Source organism: Neobacillus sp. SM06 (assembly GCF_050496765.1).
Lineage (GTDB): Bacteria > Bacillota > Bacilli > Bacillales > Cytobacillaceae > JAEVLT01.
On sequence record NZ_JBNWEO010000013.1, the window covers coordinates 487,104 to 511,535 of the forward strand.

At 41.2% G+C, this 24,432-nt stretch carries 28 protein-coding genes; 9 read left to right on the plus strand and 19 right to left on the minus strand.

The window, feature by feature from the left end:
- Positions 1-41: 41 nt before the first annotated feature.
- Complete coding sequence (locus tag ACQYAD_RS07475) at positions 42-974, minus strand: LCP family protein (RefSeq protein WP_430236795.1); 933 nt, start codon at positions 972-974, stop codon at positions 42-44.
- A gap of 286 nt (positions 975-1,260) precedes the next feature.
- Here ACQYAD_RS07475 and ACQYAD_RS07480 point away from each other — a divergent pair, with 286 nt between their 5' ends.
- Positions 1,261-1,629, plus strand: a complete 369-nt coding sequence (locus tag ACQYAD_RS07480) for a hypothetical protein (protein WP_430236798.1) — start codon at positions 1,261-1,263, stop codon at positions 1,627-1,629.
- Positions 1,630-1,648: 19 nt separating this feature from the next.
- On the opposite strand, the gene ACQYAD_RS07485 is transcribed toward ACQYAD_RS07480, so the two are convergent.
- On the minus strand, positions 1,649-2,224 hold the full coding sequence (locus ACQYAD_RS07485) for a competence protein ComK (RefSeq protein ID WP_430236800.1): 576 nt from the start codon (positions 2,222-2,224) through the stop codon (positions 1,649-1,651).
- A 193-nt stretch (positions 2,225-2,417) separates the two neighbouring features.
- Between ACQYAD_RS07485 and ACQYAD_RS07490 the strand changes: the two genes are divergently transcribed.
- Positions 2,418-2,654: an IDEAL domain-containing protein gene (locus ACQYAD_RS07490; protein WP_430236801.1), complete on the plus strand. Its 237-nt coding sequence runs from the start codon at positions 2,418-2,420 to the stop codon at positions 2,652-2,654.
- Between the two features lie 65 nt (positions 2,655-2,719).
- Here ACQYAD_RS07490 and ACQYAD_RS07495 read toward each other — a convergent pair whose 3' ends face one another.
- The 9 genes from ACQYAD_RS07495 to hemE all read right to left on the minus strand — a co-directional run bounded on the left by ACQYAD_RS07495 (position 2,720) and on the right by hemE (position 12,618).
- Positions 2,720-3,991, minus strand: a complete 1,272-nt coding sequence (locus ACQYAD_RS07495) for a M48 family metallopeptidase (RefSeq protein WP_430236804.1) — start codon at positions 3,989-3,991, stop codon at positions 2,720-2,722.
- A 95-nt stretch (positions 3,992-4,086) separates the two neighbouring features.
- A complete protein-coding gene (locus ACQYAD_RS07500; RefSeq protein WP_430236806.1) occupies positions 4,087-4,392 on the minus strand; it encodes an AzlD domain-containing protein in 306 nt (101 codons plus the stop codon).
- Positions 4,389-5,114, minus strand: coding sequence for an AzlC family ABC transporter permease (locus ACQYAD_RS07505; RefSeq protein WP_430236807.1), 726 nt, complete (start codon positions 5,112-5,114; stop codon positions 4,389-4,391). Before ACQYAD_RS07505 ends, ACQYAD_RS07500 begins: the two co-directional genes overlap by 4 nt.
- A gap of 105 nt (positions 5,115-5,219) precedes the next feature.
- Positions 5,220-5,996, minus strand: coding sequence for an enoyl-CoA hydratase-related protein (locus tag ACQYAD_RS07510; RefSeq protein WP_430236809.1), 777 nt, complete (start codon positions 5,994-5,996; stop codon positions 5,220-5,222).
- A 55-nt stretch (positions 5,997-6,051) separates the two neighbouring features.
- Positions 6,052-7,614, minus strand: a complete 1,563-nt coding sequence (locus ACQYAD_RS07515) for a fatty acid--CoA ligase family protein (protein ID WP_430236810.1) — start codon at positions 7,612-7,614, stop codon at positions 6,052-6,054.
- Between the two features lie 269 nt (positions 7,615-7,883).
- Positions 7,884-8,873: a lipoate--protein ligase gene (locus ACQYAD_RS07520; protein WP_430236812.1), complete on the minus strand. Its 990-nt coding sequence runs from the start codon at positions 8,871-8,873 to the stop codon at positions 7,884-7,886.
- A gap of 190 nt (positions 8,874-9,063) precedes the next feature.
- The gene (gene hemY, locus ACQYAD_RS07525; RefSeq protein WP_430236815.1) at positions 9,064-10,491 is read right to left on the minus strand and encodes a protoporphyrinogen oxidase; all 1,428 of its coding nucleotides are present in this window, start codon (positions 10,489-10,491) and stop codon (positions 9,064-9,066) included.
- Between the two features lie 14 nt (positions 10,492-10,505).
- A complete protein-coding gene (hemH, locus tag ACQYAD_RS07530) occupies positions 10,506-11,456 on the minus strand; it encodes a ferrochelatase (protein ID WP_430236817.1) in 951 nt (316 codons plus the stop codon).
- A 115-nt stretch (positions 11,457-11,571) separates the two neighbouring features.
- Entirely contained in the window at positions 11,572-12,618 is a 1,047-nt protein-coding gene (gene hemE, locus ACQYAD_RS07535) for a uroporphyrinogen decarboxylase (protein WP_430236819.1), read from the minus strand.
- 281 nt (positions 12,619-12,899) lie between these two features.
- Between hemE and ACQYAD_RS07540 the strand changes: the two genes are divergently transcribed.
- Both ACQYAD_RS07540 and ACQYAD_RS07545 read left to right on the plus strand, forming a co-directional pair.
- Complete coding sequence (locus ACQYAD_RS07540; RefSeq protein ID WP_430236821.1) at positions 12,900-13,397, plus strand: antibiotic biosynthesis monooxygenase family protein; 498 nt, start codon at positions 12,900-12,902, stop codon at positions 13,395-13,397.
- Positions 13,398-13,675: 278 nt separating this feature from the next.
- Positions 13,676-15,073, plus strand: a complete 1,398-nt coding sequence (locus tag ACQYAD_RS07545) for a hypothetical protein (RefSeq protein WP_430236823.1) — start codon at positions 13,676-13,678, stop codon at positions 15,071-15,073.
- Between the two features lie 44 nt (positions 15,074-15,117).
- Here the strand turns inward: ACQYAD_RS07545 and ACQYAD_RS07550 are convergent, their stop codons facing one another.
- The 3 genes from ACQYAD_RS07550 to ACQYAD_RS07560 are packed head-to-tail and all read right to left on the minus strand — an operon-like array spanning position 15,118 to position 17,839.
- Positions 15,118-15,846 carry an EcsC family protein gene (locus ACQYAD_RS07550; RefSeq protein WP_430236825.1) on the minus strand — a complete coding sequence of 243 codons (729 nt, stop codon included), beginning with the start codon at positions 15,844-15,846 and terminating at the stop codon, positions 15,118-15,120.
- Between the two features lie 42 nt (positions 15,847-15,888).
- Positions 15,889-17,106 carry an ABC transporter permease gene (locus ACQYAD_RS07555; RefSeq protein WP_430236827.1) on the minus strand — a complete coding sequence of 406 codons (1,218 nt, stop codon included), beginning with the start codon at positions 17,104-17,106 and terminating at the stop codon, positions 15,889-15,891.
- The gene (locus ACQYAD_RS07560) at positions 17,099-17,839 is read right to left on the minus strand and encodes an ABC transporter ATP-binding protein (RefSeq protein ID WP_430236829.1); all 741 of its coding nucleotides are present in this window, start codon (positions 17,837-17,839) and stop codon (positions 17,099-17,101) included. The genes ACQYAD_RS07555 and ACQYAD_RS07560 overlap by 8 nt, the downstream gene beginning before the upstream one ends.
- A 702-nt stretch (positions 17,840-18,541) precedes the next feature.
- Here ACQYAD_RS07560 and ACQYAD_RS07565 point away from each other — a divergent pair.
- The 3 genes from ACQYAD_RS07565 to ACQYAD_RS07575 all read left to right on the plus strand — a co-directional run bounded on the left by ACQYAD_RS07565 (position 18,542) and on the right by ACQYAD_RS07575 (position 20,748).
- The gene (locus ACQYAD_RS07565; RefSeq protein WP_430236832.1) at positions 18,542-18,970 is read left to right on the plus strand and encodes an HIT family protein; all 429 of its coding nucleotides are present in this window, start codon (positions 18,542-18,544) and stop codon (positions 18,968-18,970) included.
- Positions 18,971-19,092: 122 nt separating this feature from the next.
- Positions 19,093-19,635: a tryptophan transporter gene (locus ACQYAD_RS07570; RefSeq protein WP_430236833.1), complete on the plus strand. Its 543-nt coding sequence runs from the start codon at positions 19,093-19,095 to the stop codon at positions 19,633-19,635.
- Between the two features lie 534 nt (positions 19,636-20,169).
- Positions 20,170-20,748, plus strand: coding sequence for an HTH-type transcriptional regulator Hpr (locus ACQYAD_RS07575; RefSeq protein ID WP_430236836.1), 579 nt, complete (start codon positions 20,170-20,172; stop codon positions 20,746-20,748).
- 4 nt (positions 20,749-20,752) lie between these two features.
- Here ACQYAD_RS07575 and ACQYAD_RS07580 read toward each other — a convergent pair whose 3' ends face one another.
- Positions 20,753-21,088, minus strand: a complete 336-nt coding sequence (locus tag ACQYAD_RS07580) for a DUF1878 family protein (protein ID WP_430236838.1) — start codon at positions 21,086-21,088, stop codon at positions 20,753-20,755.
- A 314-nt stretch (positions 21,089-21,402) separates the two neighbouring features.
- On the opposite strand from ACQYAD_RS07580, the gene ACQYAD_RS07585 reads away from it, so the two are divergent.
- The gene (locus ACQYAD_RS07585) at positions 21,403-21,582 is read left to right on the plus strand and encodes a hypothetical protein (protein WP_430236840.1); all 180 of its coding nucleotides are present in this window, start codon (positions 21,403-21,405) and stop codon (positions 21,580-21,582) included.
- Between the two features lie 84 nt (positions 21,583-21,666).
- Here ACQYAD_RS07585 and ACQYAD_RS07590 read toward each other — a convergent pair whose 3' ends face one another.
- A complete protein-coding gene (locus tag ACQYAD_RS07590; protein WP_430236842.1) occupies positions 21,667-21,762 on the minus strand; it encodes a YjcZ family sporulation protein in 96 nt (31 codons plus the stop codon).
- 58 nt (positions 21,763-21,820) lie between these two features.
- Positions 21,821-21,904, minus strand: a complete 84-nt coding sequence (locus ACQYAD_RS07595; protein WP_430237230.1) for a YjcZ family sporulation protein — start codon at positions 21,902-21,904, stop codon at positions 21,821-21,823.
- A 188-nt stretch (positions 21,905-22,092) separates the two neighbouring features.
- On the opposite strand from ACQYAD_RS07595, the gene ACQYAD_RS07600 reads away from it, so the two are divergent.
- Positions 22,093-22,968, plus strand: coding sequence for a peptidylprolyl isomerase (locus ACQYAD_RS07600; protein WP_430236844.1), 876 nt, complete (start codon positions 22,093-22,095; stop codon positions 22,966-22,968).
- 210 nt (positions 22,969-23,178) lie between these two features.
- Here ACQYAD_RS07600 and ACQYAD_RS07605 read toward each other — a convergent pair whose 3' ends face one another.
- Together ACQYAD_RS07605 and yhaM are read right to left on the minus strand one after the other, a co-directional pair.
- Positions 23,179-23,367, minus strand: a complete 189-nt coding sequence (locus ACQYAD_RS07605; RefSeq protein WP_430236846.1) for a sporulation YhaL family protein — start codon at positions 23,365-23,367, stop codon at positions 23,179-23,181.
- A 117-nt stretch (positions 23,368-23,484) separates the two neighbouring features.
- Positions 23,485-24,429, minus strand: a complete 945-nt coding sequence (gene yhaM / locus ACQYAD_RS07610) for a 3'-5' exoribonuclease YhaM (RefSeq protein ID WP_430236849.1) — start codon at positions 24,427-24,429, stop codon at positions 23,485-23,487.
- Between the last annotated feature and the right edge of the window lie 3 nt (positions 24,430-24,432).

The following is a 24,432-nucleotide window of genomic DNA, read 5'->3' on the forward strand; positions in this document are numbered from 1 at the left end:
TCATGAACTGTCTAAAGGACTTGCCAACCGACCTGGTTTCTTTAATTGGACAAAAATTGATCAAGTGCCTGCTTATTCTTTTCCAAATCAATTGCCAAGACATCGCCTTCACCGCTGATTCGCGGTTCCGTAAAACTATTTTCCACCGGAATTCGAATCGTTGCTACCTTTCCCTGTTTTTTGGTCAAGTAATCTTTGGCCATAAATAAAATGTCCGTCGTATCCATATTCGTATTGATATAGGGTGAAACAACCCCAACCAACTTTGGAAGTTTCGGAATGGTTTCAAATGTGGATAATTGTTCACCTAGGAGCTTGATCACTTTCTGCTGTCGCTGCACCCGGCCAAAATCACCGATCGCATCGTGGCGGAAGCGAACATAGCCAAGCAGATGCTGGCCATTGAGCCTCTGCAATCCCGGCTCAAGCTTTACATCAATGTAGGCCGACATTTCTTTTTCCACATTTACCTCAACACCATTTGGAAAGGCTTCATCAATGACTTGTACGAAACCTTGGAAGTCAACAATCGCATAATATTGTAAATCCACCCCGAAATTCTCTTTGATGGTTTGCCGCAGCAATTCCGGCCCGCCATAAGCAAAAGCAGCGTTTATTTTATGTTTTCCATAGCCCGGGATCTGCACATAAGTATCCCTCATAATCGATGCGAGCTTAAAAGTCCGTTTGTTTTCATTATACGAAGCAATCATGATTGTATCCGATCGTGATTTTTCGTTCCCTCTTGCATCGCTTCCCAATAACAAAATATTCGTGTTTCCGTATGCATCCTTTTTCCCTTCAAAACTGTAAACAACCTGATTTTTCTTTTCTAGTTTCTGTAATGACTGTTTTTCTCCCTGTTTAAATTGATAATAAGCATAGCCTAACGTTGCAAAAATCAGCAGGAAGAGTACAAGGACAATGCCTTTCCATTTTTTCCGTTTTTTCTTCTGCTTGTTTTCATATCTCATGTTTTTCCATCCATTCAAATAGTATTGTCTGCATTATTCTTAGAAGTAATTTCCCCCTAATTTCCTCTTCTATAAAAAACTTTCTCACAAACAAGCCGGATTTGGCAACAAAAAAACCTGCACTTTTGAAAAATGCAGTTTTAGCCAACCTTCCTGTTATATCGTCTTCATTTCAATCAAACAGAAACGGAGAACATTAGCCGACCGCTTGCGTTTCCTTTTCTTTTTTTGTATAATAATATCGAACATACGTTCCTTGACTTAATGAAAGGAGCTTGTGAAGCTGATGACGAGAATCCCTGAAAAGGATCGCGATATGATGGAAAAGGCCATCTATCTGCCAATGGTGTTGATTGTTTTAAATCGGGATTTGGCTGTTATCGGTCAAAGTCCGTTTAAACTGAAAAAGCCTTATCTTGATTTCATTGAGGAGACGATGAAGGATGTGCAACAGGAATTAGCCGAGGTTAAACGGTATATGAAACAAAATCAGCTGAAAGTCATACAAACAAACCGGGACGATGCTTTTACGATGTATCTGTTTATCTATAAAGGATACGAAGAAAACCACAACTATTTCAATCCAAGAATTCGCAACAAAGTTCAAGAATTAATGGCATATTATTTCTCCAAAAAGCATCAGTCCCATAACTAAATCATTCTAGCAGCAAATGTTATTCTTTTTGAAAAGGATCATGGAGATATTCAGGACTGGTTTCTGTAAAGCTCTGGATTAATTTAGGTCTGTTCAACAAATAAAAAGACTTTCTTTCCGTCTGGCCAATTCTTTGCATCAACTTCGTTCGCAGCAAGGCCGTCCGCAATAATTGATTTTCAAATGAACTGTACGAAATGGGAAAAATAAACGATTGCTTATTTTGAAAAGTGACCTGTGTTTGATCTGGTGCAAACCTGGCATAGTTTAGAACATGCTCATGGGAAACCCAAATGCATTCAGATCGATTTGGTGAGGTGGTTGGGAAAAAATAAATATAATTGCTTGGATCAATTGCAATCGGAACTTTATGGGTGATGCCGATTAGCTGTTTTGTTCCATTTTTCCGGCCTTCAAAACTGCTTGAAAAATATTCGCAGCTTTTTTTAATAATCTCGATCGGCTTGAATGGAGACAAAAATTCATCTTCCAATTCGTATATTTGCGAATAAACTTTACTTCCATATACAGTTGGCTTGATAAACATTGTATATGGATTAACTTCATACTCTTCAATTTGCTTTTGTTTCAACATGATTTCACTCCTTTTACCCATATTAAACATGTCCATCATACCATGTTCATTCCAATATTTTTCATTTATAGGGATTTGTTGCGAAATTGGTCACAAAATTGTTGAATATAATATTTTTTCAGAAAATTTAAAAAATGGTTGATTTTATTTGTAAAACTCCATATAATAGTAAAAAGCACCAGAGGTGATTTTCGTGAAAGAAAAATCATACACGGAATTAATGAAACTGAGCGCAATGAACCGGAGTCAGGATAAAGAACGTTTTATGCAGAACTTATACATTGAAATGCTTTTAACAGAAATCCAACTAAAGATCGAAAAAGAAAAATTGACAAAAAAAATTGACGCCGCCATCGATCGGCGTGATCGCCAAACATTCCTCGAATTATCGCAAAAGTTTAGAGAACTCACAAAACGCTTTGGAACGTAAACCGCCAGCAGCTGGCGGTTTTTTCTTCAAAACGGGGCGATCCTATCGTCCCTTCTTCGTTTAGTTTATCGAGCGCGCTGGTTGGTTTCGTACTCTTCAAGCATGGTGATGCGCTCAAGCATGGTTGGATGGTCATAGCGGAAAATTTTCACTAAGAGCGGCGGGTTGACTTGGCTTAATCCAGAGCGGGTCAACTCTTGAAAAGAGGTTATCGCCGCATTCGGATTTTTCGTCATATTGATCGCATAATGATCAGCTCTCTTTTCCTCATAACGAGACATCCAATTTGTCAATGGGCTGACAGTAAACAGCAGCATCGAAATAATCATAAAAAACAGCGGCAGTGATCGGATATCGCTGACAGCAGGGATTTTCAGCTCTTTTCCCCATTTTCTAACGGTCCAGTGCATCATTCGGTACGTCAAATACAGGCCAATCAACGACAGAAGTAAGTACGCACCAATTCCGTAATAAATATGCCCTTCTATATAATGATCCATCTCATGGGCCATAATGAACAAAATCTGCTGGTCATTCAGGCGGTTTAATGTCGTATCCCAGAGAACGATCCTCGCGTTGGACCCAATCCCTGTGACGTACGCATTCATCGCATTTGTTTTTTCGGCCATATTCACTTCAAAAACATGTTTGGCAGGAATATGAGCTTTATCGGCCATCGCCAAAATTTTCGTTTCCAGTTCCTTGTTTTTTAATGGATAAAAATCATTGTATAGCGGGTCAATTACAACTGGCTGGATAAACGTCATAAACAAAGTAAACGGAATGGACAAAAGCCACGCGTGCAGCCACCAGCGCTTGCTGCTTTTTTTCATCAGCCAATACAAGACAGGTGCAATGATCAGCAGCGTTCCATAATTAATCCAAAAATCAATCAGTTCATCTTTCATCCATGAAGCAAAACTCTGCGTCGAAATATTGTACATTTTTGAAAGTGAATAACTGATATAGCTTAGCGGAAAAGTGGCCACATAAGAAAAAACCGAAAGCCAGATGAGATAAATTGCCGTTTGCATGAACCGGCGCTTGGAAGATGTTTCCGCCCAACGCTTAAATGCTTTTGATAAACCGAACAACAAAATCAGAAAGTAAAAAAGCCATTCAAACGGAGTTGATAAGAAAAACAACAGGTTGCGAATTTTGGAATACTCCTCCGTCAGCATCAATTCCCTGCCATTTAAAAACGTTGCAGGATCGGCTTTTGTTCCTTGATATTCAAATGGCAGTTTCGTATCCGCAAAGGAAAACAAATACCAATAAAAAAACAACCCATAGATCACAAATGCCAAAACCGCGTAAAATCCCATCTTTCGCGCCATCAATTGTCCCCCTTTTCGTACAACCTCTCTGTTTTTAGTTTAGATAAAAAGCGAGGATTTAGAACAAAAAAAAACCGGGATCGCAAAAACCGGCTTTACAAAAGAAAAGAATAGGCGGAAAGAACTGCAATCGTCCCAAGGACAACGACAATCACATTGGCGCCGAGAAAGGCAGCAGCAAAGGCAGCAGCAGCGCCAACCAGCCCATACCAAATATCTTTTTGAAGTAAAAGAATGCCTGGAAAAATTAAGGCGCCAAGCGTAGCATACGGGACATTTTTTAAAATCCCTTGAACAAATGGCGGCAGTTCTTTTCCTTTAAATAAAACAAACGGCAGCATTCTCGGCAAATAGGTAACCACGCCCATTCCGATAACCATCAAAAGAATTTCTGTTTTCATTTTTCCGCCCCCCTTATCCGTTTTTTCGTCGTTTCAACGATTTCAATCAACACAGCCGACAAAAGAGTCGAAGCAACGATCGACCAGCCTTGGGCAAGGAGATGGCCAAACGTAAAAAGCGAATTAAACAGTGCCGAAAGCGCGGCCAAACAAACGACTTTTACGCTCTTTTTCATCGACGGTACAACTAGCCCGATAAACATCGCATAAAGGGCGACCCCCATGCTTTCCTGCAGTGTTTGTGGAAGACTTGCCCCAATCAAGTGGCCAAGTCCTGAAAAAACAACCCAGCTGGAGTACGAAATGGAAATGACACCAAACATATACCGCGCGCTTACCGATCCTTCCTTCGTTGCCGCGACGGAAAAAGTTTCATCCGTAATGCCAAAAGCATATATCGCCTTTATCAAAACGGAATCTGCATCACTTTTTTCATTCAGCGAAGTTGCCATTAAAAAATGACGGATATTGACAATAAAAGTAGTTAAAATAATTTCAAAAATTCCCGTTCCGTAAGTCAAAAGACTAAGCGAAATATATTGTGCTGCCCCGGCAAAAACAATGAGGCTCATGAAAACCGTTTCGATAATCGAAAGTCCTGTTGTTTTGGCAAGGAGGCCAAATGTTAGGGCAATCGGAAAATACCCGATCGCAATGCTGATCCCAGCTTGAAACCCTTTTTTAAAATCTGAAGCTTCCTTTCCAATTGCAAGTTCTGCCACTTCTCAAGCTCCCCCTCATTCAAATGCTTCGTTTATAAAAATAAATTTTAGCAAATTTTCAGGTTTATGCAATCGAGAAAATGAAAAAACATGGCTGCGGCCATGTCATTTTCCTTTAAAAACTGGTTTTCTTTTTTCAGCAAACGCTTCAAGCGCCTCAAGGCGGTCTTCAGTTGGAATCGTGACTTCATACGCTTTACGCTCAATTTCCAAACCGGTATTTAAATCGGCATTCATGCCATTTTTAACAGCAAATTTTGCTTGATTGAGTGCGATCGGTCCGTTTTCGAGCATTTGCGAAGCAAACTGCAAGGTTTCGGCCAGCAGCTTTTCCTTTTTCACCACTTTTGTCAGCAAGCCGGAAATAAAGGCTTCATGGGCTGACAACCTTCTAGCTGTTAAAATCAATTCAAGCGCTTTTGCTTGGCCAATCAGGCGCGGCAGCCGCTGTGTTCCGCCAGCCCCGGGAATTATCGCTAAGCTCGTTTCCGTAAGCCCCATTGCAGCGCTTTCTGCCGCAATTCGGAAATCACAAGCAAGTGCCAGCTCCATTCCGCCGCCAAAAGCAAAGCCATTGATTGCGGCAATCGTTGGCTGTAGCAGAGCATCAATTGCGGAAAAAACATCATTAATCTTGTACAAATTCCGCTTGATCTGATCACTGCTCAGCGTTCTCCGCTCCTTTAAATCGGCGCCAACGCTGAAGGCCTTTTCCCCGGCTCCAGTGAAAATAACGACATACACATCCTGATTGACGCGAAGATCTTCAACAATTTCCTGTAATTCCGCTAAAGTTTCATAATTAAAGGCATTAAGTGATTCCGGCCGGTTCAGTGTCACAAGTGCAATATGGTTGTTTAAGACATACATAATCTTTCCCACAGTTTCATCCCCTTTTAAAGAGGCAGACAATCGTTATCCGCCTTCATTTTTCCGGTCATTTAGCGTGTGATTGGAGGAGTTGTTCCTTTAATGTCCGGCGCAAAATTTTCCCTGTTGTATTTTTCGGGAGTTCATCGATAAATTCAATTGAAGCCGGTACTTTATATTTAGCAAGATGCTGTTTGCAATATGCCAGCAAATCAGCTTCTGTCAGGTCGGGATTTTTGCTGACAACAACACTTTTAATGGCCTCGCCAAAATCCGGATCAGGCACACCGAAGACAGCCGTTTCAACAACATCGGGGTGATTGTAGAGCACTTCTTCGACTTCCCGTGGATAAACATTATAACCGCCTACGATAATCATATCTTTTTTGCGATCGACAATATAAAAGTACCCTTCATCATCCTTTCGTGCGAGATCTCCTGTGTAAAGCCAGCCATCACGAATAGCCGCAGCCGTTTCTTCAGGCATTTTGTAGTAGCCTTTCATAACGTTTGGACCGCGGACAATCAGCTCGCCCACTTCCCCGTCTTCTACTTCTTCGCCAAGTTCATTGACAACTTTATTTTCAACATGAACAATCGATGTACCAATTGAACCGGCTTTACGCGGGCGATCAAGCGGATTAAAGCAAGTAACTGGCGACGCTTCAGATAATCCATACCCTTCAGAAATGACAACATTAAATTTCTTTTCAAATTGATGCAAAAGGGCAACCGGAAGCGATGCCCCACCGGAAATGCACAGCCTCAAGGAGTTTAGGTCCCGGGGATCGGCGTCCGGATATTGAAACAAGAAACTATACATCGTCGGAACTCCAGCAAACACGGTGGCCTGATAAGTTTTGGCAAGGGCAAAAATTTCTTTCGGACTAAATTTCGGAACAATGATCAGTGCAGCCCCGCTCATTAACGGCCCATTGAGCGCAACAGTCAGACAAAACACATGGAACATAGGCAGTGTCGTAATAACCCGGTCATCTTCATTCATTTTGAGGTAGTCGGCTACATCTTTGGCATTGCGATATAAATTGCGATGGGTTAGCATTGCCCCCTTCGGTTTGCCGGTTGTTCCCGAAGTGTATAAAATAAGCGCTACATCTTCATCCTGGAGATTTGGTCCTTGAAAAGAACACTCACCTTCTCCAATCATTCTTGTAAACGATTTCATTTTTCCGTTTACAGATACGTTATCCCCATCTTGAATCCAGCTATTTTCCTGTGCTGTTTCACAAATGATAAAATGTTCAACCTGCGGCAAGGACGAATGCATTTTTTCAACGAATGGAATCATCACATCAAGACCAATGACTACTTTCACATCTCCGTTGTTTACGATGTAAGCAATCTCATCTGCGGTGTAAATCGGATTTATTGGAATAACAACTGCACCTGCACGCAATGCCCCGTAAAGACTGATAACAAATTGCGGCGAGTTGCCGAGCAGCAGGGCAATATGGTCGCCTTGTTTTACCCCTATCTTTACGAGAGCAGAGGCAAACTTTGTAATGGCCGCATCCAATTCTGCATAAGTGCTTTTTTCTTCCCTAAAAAAATAAGCAGTTTTGTCGGCATTTGCCTTGGCGATTTCATGAAACTGTGATGATAAATTCATACAATCCCCTCCCCTTAGTGAATGAATAGTCATTCATTTTTAAAATATTCTAAATTCATTATATTGAAAGAAATTTTAGTATTCAAGTTTTTTCAAAAAACGTATTTGCGACAGTAGCTTCTCCACGTTAAATGGGTTCGATTTTGGAAATCATAAACCTTCGTTGATTCCCATTTTTGCTGGGAACCATCGATTTTTTTAAGATATAAATTCTGTTTAGCCAAAAAGAAAAACGCACGTCAGTTTTTAAGCTGACCGCGCGTTCCCTCTTAGTAAATTAAATCAATCAATTCCTGTTTCGAAACATTGCCAAAATAGTAGGTTGTATTTACATCTGCAAGTGCCTGTTCGATTGCAGCTTTTTCGTATCGGATATTTATTAATGTTGTTTCGATTTCACTTACATCCCCAACACCAAAGAAATCACCGTAAATTTTACAGTTTTCAATCAGCCCTTTGTTTACCTCAAGCCGGACATCAATTTGTCCTGCAGGGAAACGATGGGTACGCTGGAGATTAAACTTTGGCGATTTCCCGTAGTTCCAGTCCCAGTTCTGATAACGTTCTCTGGAAAGCTGATTGATTTTTTCCCAATCTTCCCTTGTTAAAACATACTCTGGAATCTCCTTTTTCCCTTCAAAAATTGATTGAAGAAGCAGCAACCGAAATTGACCGATAGTGATTTTTTCTTCAAGAAACTCGGAAATATTTGCAACGCGGCTGCGAATTGATTTGATTCCTTTGGACTCAATTTTGTCCTTCTTTACTTTTAATGCGTCTGCGACATGATCCATTTCGGAGTCAAACAGCAATGTTCCATGGCTGAACATTCGGCCTCTTGTTGAAAATTGGGCATTTCCGGAAATTTTTCTACCTTCGACTTCAATATCATTTCGGCCGCTTAATTCTGCATTAACACCAAGTTTTTTTAGCGCCTTGATAACGGGTTCCGTAAATTTGCGGAAATTATGAAAGCTTTCGCCGTCATCCTTCGTAATAAAACTAAAATTCAAATTTCCAAGATCATGATAAACCGCACCACCGCCCGATAATCTGCGGACAACATGAATTCCATTCTTCTCCACATACTCAAGATTGATCTCTTCAATCGTATTTTGGTTTTTGCCAATAATAATCGACGGCTCATTTATATAAAACAGTAAGTAGGTTTGGCTGCTATCAAGATTCTTTAGTGCATATTCTTCAATAGCAAGATTGATGCGCGGATCGTTCATTCCTTTATTATCAATAAACAGCATAAAAAATGACTCCTTTTTATAGTGAAATCGCTAAAAACTTTACCGCCAGCATTAGTAGTTTACCACGAATCTTGCTTTCCGCTTCATTAAAAGCTTTTCTAAATAGATTCAGTGCCCTGCGAAAAAAGCGGATCAAGGAGACACCGCAGATGCAAGAAAAAAGAAGCTATTCCAAATGAATAGCTTCTTTTTAGTGATCCGATAACTCGAAAAACTGTAAAACCTTTTCTACTGCCAGCATACCTTGGTCGACACAATCCGGCATCCCAACTCCCCCATATGAAGAACCAGCTAGAAACACGCCAGGCAATTCTTCCGTTAAATGCTTTTCAATTGTGTCAAGGCGCTGCTTATGCCCGACGGTATATTGCGGCATTGAATCATTCCAGCGCGAGACAACGGCAAAATCCGGAATCATCGTAATATCCATCGTTTTGCTTAAATCATCAAGAACTATTTTCACAATTTGATCATCGGAAAGATCGACAATCGTCTCATCTCCAGCCCTGCCGACATAGCAGCGGAGCAAGACCTTCCCTTCTGGTGTCGAGTGAGCCCATTTTTTATGCGTCCATGTGCAGGCTGTAATCGTATAATCACTGTTTCGTGAAACAACAAATCCAGTTCCGTCAATATCCTTTTTGACCGCTTCTTTAGGAAAAGCAAGGGCAACCGTCGCGACAGATGTAGACGGAACCTCTTTGAATGGATCAAAAAAGCGGTAATCAGAAAACATGGTCTGGGTGATCTTATGCGGCGTTGCAGCTACAATTGCATCCGCCAAAATCGACTCCCCATTGTTTAAGTAAAGCTCGTATTGCTGTTTGGTTTTGACAATCTTTTTTACCCGATGGCCTTTAATAATCACTTCCGGATCAATATGATCCACAATTGCCTCTGCAAAAGACTGAAGTCCTGTTGTAAAAGTGAGAAAAGCTCCCTGTTGTTTTGCACTGCTCGTTTCCGCTTTTTTCGGTTTTAAGGCAGACGTTTTCTTCATTCCAATAATCAGGCTCCGGTACTTTTGTTCCACCTCATAAAATTGGGGAAATGTCGACAGTAAACTTAATTGATCAATGTCACCGGCATAAATTCCGGAGAGCAAGGGCTCAATTAAATTTTCCACTACTTCATCACCCAATCTTCTGCGGAAAAAGTCGCCAAGGGATTGATCTTTTCCGGTTTCAGACCTCGGTAAAATAAAATCGACTGCAGCCCGAAGTTTCGCCGGAACCGAAAACAGTCCTGTTGTCAGAAAGGGGCCGATTTTCGTCGGAATACCCATAATTGATCCGCCTGGCATCGAGTATAGCTGCTCATTCACTAGAACATAGGATTTCCCGGTTGAATTGTGCACCAGCTTGTCGTCCATTCCCACTTCCTTTGCAAGCTGGATCATGCTTGTTTTTCGCGCTAAAAAAGAATCCGGTCCCCTTTCGATCGTAAAACCGTCCCTTACCACTGTCTGCAGCTTTCCGCCAAGTCGATGGGATGCCTCAATTAATTTAATTTCAATGGGAAGTTTTTTATCACGAATCGACTTTTGCAAATAAAAAGCAGTGGTAAGCCCTGTGATCCCGCCGCCGATAATCGCGACTTTTTTTATCTCATTCGTCACGAATGTCACCCCTTTCAATCATCATGCTGCCCACTCTCCGCTACTTTCTTCAAAATGATAGAGGTCATTGCATCAATCAATTCCGGATTTACGTTTGGCATTTCAGGACGGTAATAGCTGGCACCCAATTCAGCGGTTACCGCTTTACATTCAATATCATTATCATAAAGAACTTCCAAATGGTCACACACAAAACCAACAGGGGCAAACACAAACGCCTTGTATGGATGCTCCTTAAAGAGCGATTTTGTTAAATCCTGAACATCCGGGCCAATCCATGGCTCCGGAGTGTTGCCGGCGCTTTGCCATCCAACGGCATACTGCTTAATTCCCGTCTTCTCCGCAATCAAATCAGCTGTTTCTTGAAGCTGCTCCGGGTAAGGGTCGCCCAATTCAATAATTTTTTCCGGCAAGCTATGGGCCGAAACAATGAGCATTGCCTCGTTTCTTTCTCCCTGTGGCATGCGAGAGTAGAGATCTGTAATTCCTTTAGCCCAGTATTCTATGAATTTCGGTTCTCTGTACCAGCTTTCCACTGACATTATTTTTAGGGCGCCAAGCTTTTCTGCCGCTTCTTTCGCCCGGTGGTTATACGATTTTACGCTGAAAGTTGAAAAATGCGGGGCCAGTACAATACTTACAGCTTGTGTAATCCCATCTTTGTGCATTTTTTCAACCGCATCTTCAATAAATGGCTCAATATGCTTGAGCCCCAAGTACATTTTAAATTCTATTTTATCTTGAACTGCATTTAACCGTTTTTCAAGCATTTCTGCTTGTTGGACTGCCAGTTTGGCAAGAGGTGAAATTCCGCCAATCATCTCGTAGCGGTGTCTCAGCTCTTCTATCATTTCAGGCGATGGCTTTCTTCCCCGGCGAATATGGGTGTAATACCGTTCCAGGTCATCTAGCCGATTGGGGGTTCCGTACGCCATTACAAGCAGACCCATTCGCTTTTTCGTCATTTTCGCACCTCTTTGTCTATCCCATTTAGTATGCAACTATGGCAGGGGAACTTTTAGCAAAGTTCCCCTGCTGCCATCTAGACTTTTAACAAATTTTTTGGAAAAAAGCAGATTTTTATTCGCGATGTTTTTCGGCAGAGTATTCATGTACAAACGCCGTTAATTTTTTCAGAACTGCCGGATCCACTTGCGGAAACACACCGTGTCCAAGATTAAAGATAAAGCCATTCCGTTCCATTCCTTGGTCAAGGATATCCCGGGTTTTTTCCTCAATGACCTGCCATGGTGCCATCAGGACAGTCGGATCGAGATTGCCTTGGATCGCTTTCATAATACCTTCTTCCCTTGCCCGTGCAATCGGCATTCGCCAATCGAGCCCGATCACATTAAGCGGAAGGTCATTCCATTCAAGAGCCAAGTGGCTTGCACCGACACCGAACATAATCAATGGTGCTCCGCTTTTTGAAAGTTCCGCAAAAATTTTCGCCATCGCCGGTTTAATAAAAATCCGGTAGTCTTCGGCATTTAACGCGCCCACCCACGAGTCAAAAATTTGAATTGCTTTTGCCCCGGCATTGATTTGCGCATTTGCATATGTAATAATCATATCCGCCAATTTATCCATTAAAACAAACCAGGCTTTTTGTTCTGCATACATAAACGATTTGGTTTTAAGATAGTTTCTTGACGGTCCTCCTTCAAGTAAATAGCTTGCCAAGGTAAATGGCGCTCCGGAAAAGCCGATCAAGGGAACCGACAATTGTTCTTCTGTTAAAAGTTTAATCGTATCTAAAACATAAGGAACATCCTCTTCCGGATGGATTTCTCCCAGTCTTTCAACATCAGCAAGCGATCGGATCGGATTGGAAATGACAGGGCCAACCCCGCCCTTTATTTCCACATCGACGCCCATCGCTGGCAGCGGCGTCATAATGTCCTTATAAAGAATAGCTGCATCATTGTTGTATTGTTCAACCGGCAGGCGGGTAACATACGCACAAAGTTCCGGCTGGTGGGTAATTTCAAATAAAGAATATTTTTCTTTTATCTTTCTGTATTCCGGCTGCGAGCGGCCAGCCTGACGCATATACCATACCGGAACATAGTCGGTTCTCTCCCCCCTTGCCGCTTTTAAAAATGTTTCATTTATCGCTTTTGCCATTGTAAAAATATCCACCTTTCGAGACATGTCTGCTTAAACATTTTAATATAACTTTCTATAAAGTGAAACTTCTATGATAGGGGTATACATGGGCAGAGGCAAGAATATGCTCGAGGTATTGGACAGTATGGATAGTAGTATGTTTCCACTATAACGATTTTCTCCTTTTATGTATAGGGAATGAGAATAACTGTCAAAAAAAAGTCGTTTTTCCGTTTAGAATTTTTCATACTTTGGTAGGGAAAATAAAAGGATATTGCTAAGGAAAGGTTGATGGAATGATGGTCAAGATTTACGTAACAACCGGAACATTGGAGTATTTGTCAACGATCGCCGCAAGTAATCCTGAGGAAAAGATGGTGAAAATGGCGAATGAGGATGACGCCCTTTTGCTTCACGAAACAAATGGCGATCCTGTCTTTAAAGAACCACGAAAGTACCTGATCCTTGATTCAAAAGGAACAATTGGAGAAACGGGATTTGCCGCATTCATCCATGTTCCGGTTACCGATGAGGGACGACGGCTTTTTGAGTATCAGTTTAAAAATAAAATGGCATCAATTGAAGCTGAAGCGGGGTTTTCAGCAATCAGAGTGTTACAGCCGTTGAGTTCGCAAACCTATATTGTTATAACCATATGGGACACAGAACAAGCTTTTCAAATCTGGAAGGCCTCCTCATCGTATAAGGCGAGCCTCAATCTTATTGGTGACGCCGATCCTGCTGAGAAACTATTCACAAGCATGCCTTATGTCAAAACATACAGCATCGTTGAGTAAAACAAACGGAAGGAAAAAGCTTTTGTATTCACAAATAAACGAACGGCCTCGAAATGAACTTGTCTGGTTTCGCCAATCAGTCTTTCTTGTTGAAAAAAAGGCTAAAGCAGGAATGGAGTGTATGCTCCATTCTTTTTTTGCTAATTAGACTACAAGAGCCTGTGAAATAAATTCTTGCAGTCCCCTCACGCCTTGTAAACAATTTCATATTCTGTATTACAGCCAAACAGGGCGAATACCCAGCCCAAAGCGTTTGGATATTGGAAGGAGGAGACTGTATGATTGTTGAGCTTACCGCTCTTCATTGGATTTATATTGTCTTTATCGTCTTGATCATCGGCTTTATGGTGAAGAGAAGGGACACCACACTCGTTTGTATCGTGGGAATATTTTTACTCGCCCTTACCGCTACCGGATCGCTAAGCAGTTCTGTTAGCAGTATTTTTAATAGTTTTATTTATGCGATTACCGAACTGCTTTCGACCATTCTCGTGATCTCAATTATTGTTGCAATGAGTAAAACCTTAACAGCTACAGGTATTAACGATGTAATGATTTATCCATTTACCAAACTGATTCGCAATCCCTCTCTCGCCTACTGGACAATTGGCATTCTGATGATGGTCATCTCCTGGTTTTTCTGGCCTTCGCCCGCTGTTGCCCTTTTAGGCGCCGTTCTCTTACCTGTTGCGCTAAGAGCAGGCTTGCCTGCATTAGGTGTCGCCATGGCCATGAACCTGTTCGGACACGGAATTGCCTTGTCAGGAGATTTTGTCATTCAAGCAGCTCCCAAATTAACAGCCGATGCGGCCGGACTTCCAATCCATAGTGTAATCAGTGCCAGCGTTCCGCTTGTCTTTATCATGGGGATTGTTACCACCGTTGTCGCCTTTTATTTCCTAAAAAAAGATATGAAACAAGGGTTACTTACAAATACTTCCTATACAGCGGATGCAGAAACTTCTGAGAAGGCAGATTCCTCCGTTTCGATGACGAAAGGGCAAAAACGTTTCTTTGCATTGCTGGTTCCCGTCTTGTTTTTGATTGATGTAGCAGCAATGTATTTTCTTAAACTGCAAGGAGGTGACGCTACAGCGTTAATTGGCGGAACCTCGATCATTATTCTCATCTTGATTACCATGACCGGGCACAAAAACAAAGGGTTAGAACAAATGACCCACTATTTAATCGAAGGGTTCCAATTTGGCTTTAAAGTGTTCGGACCCGTTATTCCAATTGCTGCTTTCTTTTACCTAGGCGATGCTGGATTCACCAAAATTATCGGTGATTTTCTTCCGAAAGGATCACAAGGAATTGTCAACGACCTTGGCGTTGCTCTTGCAAATGTGGTTCCATTAAGTAAAGCGGTCGGGGCAGTGACATTAACGGCCGTAGGAGCGATTACCGGACTTGATGGTTCAGGTTTCTCAGGCATTTCGCTCGCCGGCTCGATTGCCCACTTATTTGCAATTTCCATTGGCAAAGGAGCCGCAACACTTACAGCTCTCGGGCAGATTGCAGCGATTTGGGTTGGCGGCGGAACCCTTGTTCCATGGGCATTAATCCCGGCAGCTGCAATTTGCAATGTTGATCCGTTCGAACTCGCAAGGAGAAATCTAGTGCCAGTCATTATCGGGCTTACCGTTACGACCATTGCAGCAATCTTCTTCATTTAGCTGCAAAAAGAGGCTGAGTATACTCAGCCTCTTTCCAATGTCTATTAAAAAATAGTTGGCGGCGGGGTAGTGATAATGCGCATACGGTAAGCATTCATCGCCGTTTCACCTAATTGTTTCAGCAGTTGATAATTGGCAATTGCCCCAACAGCTGCACCGATACCGGGAACGATTTGCAGCAGTTTGGCAAAATCAATCGAATCACGGTATTCCTGCTGAAATTGGCGCCAGTCCATATCCTTCAACACGTTTTTTTCTTCATTCCAATTTTCCACCACCGCAAGTGTTTGGCGTCGGGTTTCATCACTTGAAAAAGCAAGCTGAAAAACGTGCAAAATAAATAATCTTTCGGTATAGTCAGCTGGGTCAAAACCGTAAATAGCAGAAATTTCAAACAACAGCTTTATTTTTATGGACAACAGCAGCGGGAAATCCGCAAGACCGGCCAGGATTCCCCCTGCACCCGTTCCCGCTCCCTCAATGGCTGCCGTTTTTTGATATACAGCAATTTTTCTTCGTACTGTTTCATCTCTTTCGGCAAGGGTTACAGCCTTGAACTTCTCTTGTTTAGTGGTGACTTGCGATCCAAACAAAGTCGCTTTAACCATTGCTTTCATGCTTTCTGTCAAGACAGCATGAACCTTGTCCGGAACCCAATCATTGATTTGCTGTTGTGTTCTTTTCGATAATCGCTGAAAAATACCCGACCGCTTCGTGATTCTTCTCTTCCACGCTTCAACCTCTTCATAAACCTTTAAATCATAATCCTGCACCTTTTTCACCCCCATTTTAAAAAGCTCGTGAACAGCATACAGTTAGTGCTGTTTCCTTATTCTCCCTTTTCTGTAAACAAAAACGAAAAACCAGACAAAGCCCGACCCCGCTAGCAATTCGATCCCTGCCGGCAGCCAGTCCCCTTTTAGACTAATCAAAACGGCAAACAGAAGCGTCTGTAGCCCAAGTAAAAACGACAAAAGCGTTGAAAAGGCGTTTGTTTTGTATTGCGTTGGAACTGGATACAAATCCACCCACAGCTTATTTTGATGATGCAACCATAAAGGCAGCAATTGAAACCCGGTTAAATACAGAAACAAAATAGCCAACACAATTTGCAAGAGGCCGAAAGAGAAAAAGTACAGTGCCAGGCCGCCAATGATGGTCAGCCGCAGAAAAAGCCCAAGATAATCGCCAGATCGCAAAAAAGTTCTTGAAAACAAAAACAAATAGGTTTGCCTTCGTGAAAAGGAAATCCGTCCAAGCAGAAAGTCCAGCCATTTTCTTCTCTTTACAGAATCTTTCAACATCGGCACATCGGTAAACAAGTTGGCCAGCTTATAAAACGAATTCATTCGTTTTTCTTCATCATGGATGAGTGTATCCCATTTTAATCCTTTTCGTTCTGTTCGGGACTTAAAAACAGAATAATAAAAAAACAGCAATGCGGCTAAAGTCAAAAGGAAGAAAAAATTGGCCTGTTTAAATACCAAAAAGGTAAAAATCCCATTTAACAAAAAACGAACTGCCCGATCCCAAGAATAAACCGCCGTGTCGAGTTCATATTGAATCCGCCAGCCCACAGCCAAGTTCCATGCTTTCAAGACAACCAAAACAGCAAAAAACGGCAAGAACAAGCGGAATCCCAGACGGTTGACATGGGCATACATCGGCATTAAAACGGCTAGCACAAGCAGTAGAACATAGGATTGAAACACAAGACTTACCAATCCGGAACGATAAAAATAGGGCTTCATTTTTGTTTCAAGCGGCAATAAAAACACCTTGTCCGCTTCAAATAGGAAATTGTAAACCGGGCTGTAGGTTAAAAACAAGGCCGTGACCGTCGCCATAATCCATTCAACCGGAAAGCCTGGCTGCAGTCCATTTATCCAATTTTGATAAAAAAACCCGGCAGCACCGATCAAAAAAAGCATGACAACGACTAAATGACCATTAAAAATATAACGCAAATACCTTCCCAAATCTTTTGTGCGCCGGCCTGCCCTCTTGATCCAAAGTTTTTTTTCATCAAACATAATTTTCTTCCTTTGTTAGCTGAATATATAAATCATCCAAAGATGCATCCGGCATTGAAAACTGCTTCCTTAATTCCGCCATCGTCCCCTCTGCCCTTATTTTTCCCTCATGTAAAATAATGAAACGATCACAATACTTTTCTGCCGTTGCAAGAATATGGGTTGACATCAAAATCCCGGCACCCCTTTCCTTCATTTTCTTCAATAAATCGAGAAGGGATTGAATTCCAAGCGGATCCAAACCGACAAATGGTTCATCAATAATGTAAAGCGGCGGTTGAACGAGAAAGGCACACATAATCATTACCTTTTGTTTCATTCCTTTTGAAAAATGAGCCGGAAACCAGCTTAAACGCTTTTCCATCCGAAATTCTGCCAACAAGGATGATACTCGTCGATCATAGGCGTCTTCATCAAGTCCATACGCCATGGCAGTCAATCGTAAATGCTCCTCAAGCGTTAGTTCATCGTACAAAACAGGAGTTTCAGGTATATAGGTAAACAATTTACGGTACCCTTCTTTGTCCTCTTGGAATGTTTTTCCGTTTAACTTGATCGTTCCGCGTTGCGGCTCCATCAGGCCGATCATATGTTTGATCGTTGTGCTTTTTCCGGCACCGTTTAAGCCGATCAAGCCAACGATTTCCCTCTCATTGATCTCAAACGAAATGTCTTTTAAAACAGGGTTTCTTGTATAACCGCCAGTCACATGTTCAATCGATACTAAAGACATCCTCAACGTCCTTCCGAAGCTTGATTTGCTCTTATTTTACCAATTGCCGACTATAAAATAAAATGAAAGCTCATTGATTGGAGCGGAAAATACACAACTAAAATGAACAGAGCTAAAACTTTAAAAAAGTGATGTATATTCTTTTTAGAATCGGACATGATAATCTTCGAAGGGGAAAACAAGCGATGATGAAAATCATCAGCAATTGAAATGAGGTGTCTGTGGCAGACAAAGATCATTCAATTCGTTCGCTTTTAGACGTTTACCTTAAGGGGATGGTTGTTTTGCACAACGCATATAACCATTTTGATGTTCAGATAACACCAGACTGTTTATTGAGAGAATAAACGGCTTCATTACTTGAAATGAGGTGTTTATCAAAGATCCATCAACCACTTTTCATGTACCAAAACGATAAATGAAACCCGCCAATTGGCAAGTCCATAAGGACAGCCAGACAGCAAAGTTACATTTATCTTATAACTGAAAAAGAATTGGGGATGGTCAGTTTGAACAAAGTCACTCTTTACCGAACACTACCATAATAAATGAGGTGTTTGTCAAAGAAAGAGACCTGTAAAGAACGTTTTCCTAGAAGCATTTCCCCTTCAAAAGGGCAGGATTCCACGCGGATCCTGCCTTTCCTTTTTTTTATACCAGTAAGTATGATAAAATTATAAAAAAAAGAGAGGACGAAAAACGATGAGCGATTGTATTTTTTGTAAAATTATTCATGGTGATATTCCGGCAGCGAAAGTATATGAAAACGAACATGTGCTGGCTTTCTTGGATATTAGCCAAGTGACAAAAGGCCATACTTTGGTCATACCAAAAATACATAAGGAAAATGTGTTTGAGCTGACACCAGAAATTGCAAAAAACCTTTTCGAAGCAGTTCCTGCCATTGCCAACGCTTTGAAGGCAGAATTCACCCCTGTTGGTCTCAATGCTGTGAACAACAACGGAGAACAGGCGGGTCAGTCCGTCTTCCATTTTCACTTGCATTTAATTCCGCGCTATGGCAAAGGTGACGGGTTTGGTGCCGTATGGAAAAATAATCAGGCTGATTATACACCGGAACAGCTTCAGCAAATCGCCAGCGGTATCAGCAAGCATCTATCTTCGAATTAACCAAGAATGCGTATTTTCAACGATCAGATTGTATGATATAATAACGACAAGATTTCGCTGCAGGCAATAAGTGCACTGCAGGAAATACACATTAGCTGAGATCAGCAGAGGAGAGATGAGAAATGAATACAAAGAACCTTGTAGCCCTTTCACTTTTGGTTGGAATGGGAGCTGTTTTACACGCGGTGATTCCGCCGATTTTTCTTGGAATGAAGCCCGATATGATGCTGACAATGATGTTTTTAGGAATCATTCTTTTTCCGGAGATAAAAAGCGTTGGACTTTTAGCAATCGTCACTGGCGTTATATCTGGTTTGACAACAACCTTCCCCGGCGGACAGATTCCGAACATGATTGACAAACCTGTAACGGCTTTACTGTTTTTTGGTTTGTTTTTAGCTCTAAAAAAATTCCGAAATTCGCTTGTAAGCATTGCAGTTCTGACTGCTATTGGGACGTTAATTTCAGGAGCAGCATTCTTGACATCGGCTTATTTCATCGTCGGGTTGCCTGGTCCATTTACAGGCTTGTTTGCAGCAGTTGTCCTACCAGCAGCAGCGTTTAACACTGTTGCCATGGTGATCATTTATCCGATTGCTCTATCCATTGTGAAACGGACGAAACTGGGGTCGCAAAAACTTGTCCCAACAAAGAAAGTTTCCTAATAACAGAACCCTTTTTGGGTTCTTTTTCTTATTAGGAACCATCATGCTTCATGCTCTACAAATTCACAGAAAGCACTAAACCCAATAAAAAGAAGAAAATACACCCACTGCCTAAAGTTATCATCTGCTTCTTAAGAATATGTTTTGGCGGATAAGCACCCGGTTTGCGGTATTGCGCAAAAAGGCGAAACGTGCCAAGAAACAGCAGAAAACTTATCAGCCAAAATGCACTCATCATGACACTCAAAGACTGCTCCACTCCTATCCCGTTGTTAATCCATTTATATGTAGCACTTTACATCTTATGAACAATCGATTAAATTCAAAACGTGTTAACATAATTTTCGAAAAGGTGGAAATATTTCTGCAAACTATTTATGATAATAATGCATACATTTTTCATCTTCGCCCCACTGTTAACATGACTTTATTAGGAAAACATTTTCTAAAAATTTTGTAAATTTATATCTTTATTAATTTTTGTTTTATTGGCATAATGATAATAGAGAAATAGAAAAGTAGGTGAAATTGGGAATGCCGGAAAAAAATTATTCATTGAAAGAAGCGATGCTTTTTAGCCAGAGAATTGCCCAATTAAGCAAGGCTCTATGGAAATCGATCGAAAAGGATTGGCAGCAATGGATTAAACCGTTTGACTTAAATATCAATGAACACCATATCCTTTGGATTGCCTATCACTTAAACGGCGCCTCCATTTCGGATGTGGCCAAATTTGGTGTCATGCATGTTTCCACTGCCTTCAACTTTTCTAAAAAACTAGAAGAACGCGGCCTGCTAAAGTTTTCAAAAAAAGAAAATGACAAGCGGAACACGTATATTCAGTTAACGGATGAAGGAGAATCGATTTTACTTCAATTAATGGAAAACTATAACCCTAACAACAATGCTGCTTTTACAGGGGCGTTACCACTTCGCGATCTGTATGGGAAATTCCCGGAAATTATCGAAATGATGGCAATTGTCCGCAATATCTACGGAGAAGATTTCATGGAAATTTTCGAAAAATCCTTTCACAACATTGAAAGCGAATTCAGTGAGGAATTGCAGAAACTCCATCATCCTAACAAGAAATCCGAACAGGAGATTGTTTAACTTTTTAGAAATATTTTTTAAATTCTCGCATGAGATCTAAATAAAGATTTTGGTTGAGACAAGACGTGACTGCTTCGTCTGCTTGAAGATTCTTTGGCAACGAAGCTGTAAACTTATGATAAAGCGGATAAAAGTGCAGAAACCCCTCCGCTTTTTGCTCCTCCATCTGCAATGTAAGCTCATCGCAGAGTTTAAAAAATGCTTCAACTTCCTGTTCGGAAATTCCTTTTTCAACAATTTTTTTTAAAAAATCAAGCTGGGGATTTGCTACAAGCTGGACAAGTAATTTTTGATGATATTCAAGAAGACGGAGACGGTGCATGACATCCTGTTCATTCATTTACAAAACCTCGCTTTAAACCATAGAATTTTTGTTCTTGTAGTATCTGTTTATCTGATTGGCTAACCATTTTTTGGATCGATTCCATAATGGCAAACCTACCTATTTGGATCCACAAATATCCGGAAGCTGCGACTCAATCTTCCACTTTTTAGACTATCTTTTTTACCCTATTTTTGTTATTGTATTAAACATAAAGAAAATGGACAACAGCTGAAGAAAGAAATCCCCAAATGAATGAAACGGCAGCTTTATAGTCTGTGCCGTTGTTTTTATGTACATAAAAATCTTTACGTAAAGGGAGGGAATCGCTGATGATCTCCATTTTTATTGTTCTTGCCATTTTAATTCTTTACTATGTAAACAAAATGACCCATTCCCTTTGTGTTCAAAAGGATATACCTGAAGAACGGCAGCACAAAGTATTTCGAACGATTAACGTGTGCATTACGATTCTACTTGTATCCTCGTATATGGAAATTTTATTCACATAGCCTAAAGAAATCAGAAGGTTTCAGCTTGGGGACATTAGCAAAACAAAGCGATGAGCCAATGGCTCATCGCTTTGTTGCAGTTCTTTAGTAAACCCAAGAAGCACCTATAATGATCAACAAGATGAAGAGAACAACGATTAACGCAAATCCTCCACCATAAAATCCGGCAGCACCAGACATTTTCCTTCCTCCTTCCGTATCATCAACAAAGATTTTACTTTTCTTGTACTGCTTATTGTTACAGCCAGGCTGCTCCAACAATAATCAACAAGATGAAGAGGACTACAATTAGAGCGAAGCCAGCACCATATCCATTGCTCATCGTAATACCTCCTTTATCTATTACTACGATATCCTATTCAAAACCCGACGAAATGGTTTAGGCGCTTACCTACGAAAGAAAAACTTCCTTTCCAATATGGATAATATTTTTGCAGTAGCGATTGTTTATGTTATAGTAAAACCTGTGGATTAAAATTCCCATGAAATTTTATTTAGGAGAGGTTCATCATGAAGAAATGGATGCTAGCCCTTGCTTTAGCGAGTGGAGTTCTTGCTTTAAGCGCCTGCAGTCAAAATGGTTCGGAAAAAGTAGCTGAGAGCAAGGTTGGCGACGTCACAAAGGACGAGCTCTATAACGCCATGAAAGAAAAAATTGGTACACAAGCATTGCAGCAGCTCGTCTATGAAAAAGTTTTAGCAAAAAAATACCCGGTCACCGATAAGGAAGTAAATCAAAAAGTAGATCAGCTCAAGAAAGATCTTGGCTCAAATTTCCAAGTGGCACTTGCGCAATACGGTTATAAAAATGAAGACGATTTAAAGAAAACAATGAAAATCGGCATGATGCAAGAAAAAGCTGCTTTGAAAGAAGTGAAAGTAACCGATAAAGAACTGAAAGATTATTACGATAAATATCAACCGGACATTAAGGCACGCCACATCCTCGTTAAGGATGAAGCTACCGCAAATGATGTGAAGAAACAGCTTGATGCCGGTGCAAAATTTGAAGACTTAGCGAAGAAATATTCACAAGATACTGGTACCGCACAAAAAGGCGGCGATCTTGGCTGGTTTGGTACCGGAAAAATGGATCCGGCATTTGAAAAAGCAGCATTTGCTTTAAAATTGAATGAAATCTCAGGACCGGTTAAAACGTCTTACGGATACCATATCATTCAAAAAACCGGCGAGAAGAAGAAAGAATCTTTTGATGCGATGAAAAAGGATATTGAATACAAAGTAAAATCATCAAAATTAACGAACGATATCATTGATAAAGTCATGCAGAAGGAAATGAAAGATGCCGGTGTAAAAGTGGATGACAAAGCTCTGAAAGATGCCCTCAATCCACAAACTGCACCATCGGCTGCCCCTGCACAATAATCATTTTCGTAATATAAATGAAAACTCGCCGACTGGCGAGTCCTTTGGACGTAGACAGAGGCGTAGTTGAATTTACCACGCTCGTATACCTGCCACATCCTGTGGCACTCGCCTGACTAGGACGTCCTGTCCATCGTCCGTTCAGAATTTATCCATATAAATTCTGATTAGCCAAAAAAGGGGAGACCAGATCATTGGTCTCTCCTTTCGTTATGCTTCGCTCGCTTTTTGGCTCTCGCGATTCTCTTTTTCCTGCTCGAGCCGTTTCATGTATACCTCCCCTTCTCTTTCAATTGTCTCAAATTCTGCTTCTCGTTCCTCTTTGCCTGTTTTATAAGCCATTAACGCACTGATGATAATGCCGGCGGCGACCATATATACCCAAATGGGAATATCCATTCTTGATTCGCTCCTTTCCTCGTATGGGGGTTGTCCATTTTTACCAACATATTCAGTGAGCTTTTAAAAAATGCTTCACCACAAAAAAATTTAAAAGGACGACCAAGATGGCCGTCCTTATTTGTGAAATACCGGTTTGTAAAATGAGCGGTTGTCAAGGGCAAAAATGCGTTCAGAGAATTCTCCCGGCTTCACCCTTTCCATAGCCCGGTCAAGCATATTCATTTTTGCATCTATATTATCAATATAGTGAAGAATTTCAGCCTCCTTAATTAACGGCGGCTTCGGACTCCCCCATTCTGCTTTACCGTGATGGGAAAGAACAAGATGCTGCAAAATCATAACTTCTTCACCAGAAATGTCCAGCTCTTCAGCAACTTTTCCAATTTCGTTTACCATTATGGTAATATGCCCTAGTAAGTTACCTTCCACCGTATAGGTCGTTGAAATGGGGCCGGAAAGCTCAATTACTTTTCCGAGATCATGTAGAATAACACCGGCATAGAGTAAGTCCTTATCAAGACTTGGGTACAATCCGGCAATTGCCTTTGCCAAATCAAGCATGCTGACTACATGGTATGCAAGTCCGGACACAAATTCGTGATGATTCTTTGTTGCTGCAGGAAACTCAAGAAAATCCTGCTGGTATTTTTTCAGCAAATGGCGTGTAATTCTTTGGATATTCGGATTTTTCATTTCGAAAATGTATTGGGTGAGTTTCCCTGACATTTCCTCACGGCCAAGCGGCGCTGACGCTAAAAAATCCTCAAGCTTCACCTTGTCGCTTGGAACAGCCGGCCGAATTTGCCGGATTCTTAATTGATTTCTTCCACGGTAATTTTGAATATCGCCTAACACTTTGATGATTGTTTCAGCTGCATAGCTGCGTTCTTCTTCTTCACCAGCGTCCCATAGCTTTGCTTCAATGTCACCGCTCTGATCCTGTAAAATCAGGGTTAAAAACGGTTTGCCATTACTGGCAATTCCCTTTGTTGCAGTTTTAATCAACAGGAACAGTTCCACCTGTTCCCCGACATCATGCTGCAGAACTCCTCGATTCATCGC

What these genes read in the sequence shown, in the direction of transcription:
- ACQYAD_RS07565 (WP_430236832.1), top strand. Translation starts at nt 18,542, where the DNA reads ATGAGCGATTGTATTTTTTGTAAAATTATTCATGGTGATATTCCGGCA.
- ACQYAD_RS07585 (WP_430236840.1), top strand. Translation starts at nt 21,403, where the DNA reads ATGATCTCCATTTTTATTGTTCTTGCCATTTTAATTCTTTACTATGTA.
- ACQYAD_RS07605 (WP_430236846.1), bottom strand. Translation starts at nt 23,367, where the DNA reads ATGGATATTCCCATTTGGGTATATATGGTCGCCGCCGGCATTATCATC.
- ACQYAD_RS07495 (WP_430236804.1), bottom strand. Translation starts at nt 3,991, where the DNA reads ATGGCGCGAAAGATGGGATTTTACGCGGTTTTGGCATTTGTGATCTAT.
- ACQYAD_RS07475 (WP_430236795.1), bottom strand. Translation starts at nt 974, where the DNA reads ATGAGATATGAAAACAAGCAGAAGAAAAAACGGAAAAAATGGAAAGGC.
- ACQYAD_RS07515 (WP_430236810.1), bottom strand. Translation starts at nt 7,614, where the DNA reads ATGAATTTATCATCACAGTTTCATGAAATCGCCAAGGCAAATGCCGAC.
- ACQYAD_RS07560 (WP_430236829.1), bottom strand. Translation starts at nt 17,839, where the DNA reads ATGTCTTTAGTATCGATTGAACATGTGACTGGCGGTTATACAAGAAAC.
- hemE (WP_430236819.1), bottom strand. Translation starts at nt 12,618, where the DNA reads ATGGCAAAAGCGATAAATGAAACATTTTTAAAAGCGGCAAGGGGGGAG.
- ACQYAD_RS07540 (WP_430236821.1), top strand. Translation starts at nt 12,900, where the DNA reads ATGGTCAAGATTTACGTAACAACCGGAACATTGGAGTATTTGTCAACG.
- hemH (WP_430236817.1), bottom strand. Translation starts at nt 11,456, where the DNA reads ATGACGAAAAAGCGAATGGGTCTGCTTGTAATGGCGTACGGAACCCCC.
- ACQYAD_RS07590 (WP_430236842.1), bottom strand. Translation starts at nt 21,762, where the DNA reads ATGTCTGGTGCTGCCGGATTTTATGGTGGAGGATTTGCGTTAATCGTT.
- ACQYAD_RS07600 (WP_430236844.1), top strand. Translation starts at nt 22,093, where the DNA reads ATGAAGAAATGGATGCTAGCCCTTGCTTTAGCGAGTGGAGTTCTTGCT.
- ACQYAD_RS07480 (WP_430236798.1), top strand. Translation starts at nt 1,261, where the DNA reads ATGACGAGAATCCCTGAAAAGGATCGCGATATGATGGAAAAGGCCATC.
- ACQYAD_RS07570 (WP_430236833.1), top strand. Translation starts at nt 19,093, where the DNA reads ATGAATACAAAGAACCTTGTAGCCCTTTCACTTTTGGTTGGAATGGGA.
- ACQYAD_RS07485 (WP_430236800.1), bottom strand. Translation starts at nt 2,224, where the DNA reads ATGTTGAAACAAAAGCAAATTGAAGAGTATGAAGTTAATCCATATACA.
- ACQYAD_RS07555 (WP_430236827.1), bottom strand. Translation starts at nt 17,106, where the DNA reads ATGTTTGATGAAAAAAAACTTTGGATCAAGAGGGCAGGCCGGCGCACA.
- ACQYAD_RS07500 (WP_430236806.1), bottom strand. Translation starts at nt 4,392, where the DNA reads ATGAAAACAGAAATTCTTTTGATGGTTATCGGAATGGGCGTGGTTACC.
- ACQYAD_RS07545 (WP_430236823.1), top strand. Translation starts at nt 13,676, where the DNA reads ATGATTGTTGAGCTTACCGCTCTTCATTGGATTTATATTGTCTTTATC.
- yhaM (WP_430236849.1), bottom strand. Translation starts at nt 24,429, where the DNA reads ATGAATCGAGGAGTTCTGCAGCATGATGTCGGGGAACAGGTGGAACTG.
- ACQYAD_RS07520 (WP_430236812.1), bottom strand. Translation starts at nt 8,873, where the DNA reads ATGCTGTTTATTGATAATAAAGGAATGAACGATCCGCGCATCAATCTT.
- ACQYAD_RS07580 (WP_430236838.1), bottom strand. Translation starts at nt 21,088, where the DNA reads ATGAATGAACAGGATGTCATGCACCGTCTCCGTCTTCTTGAATATCAT.
- ACQYAD_RS07575 (WP_430236836.1), top strand. Translation starts at nt 20,170, where the DNA reads ATGCCGGAAAAAAATTATTCATTGAAAGAAGCGATGCTTTTTAGCCAG.
- ACQYAD_RS07595 (WP_430237230.1), bottom strand. Translation starts at nt 21,904, where the DNA reads ATGAGCAATGGATATGGTGCTGGCTTCGCTCTAATTGTAGTCCTCTTC.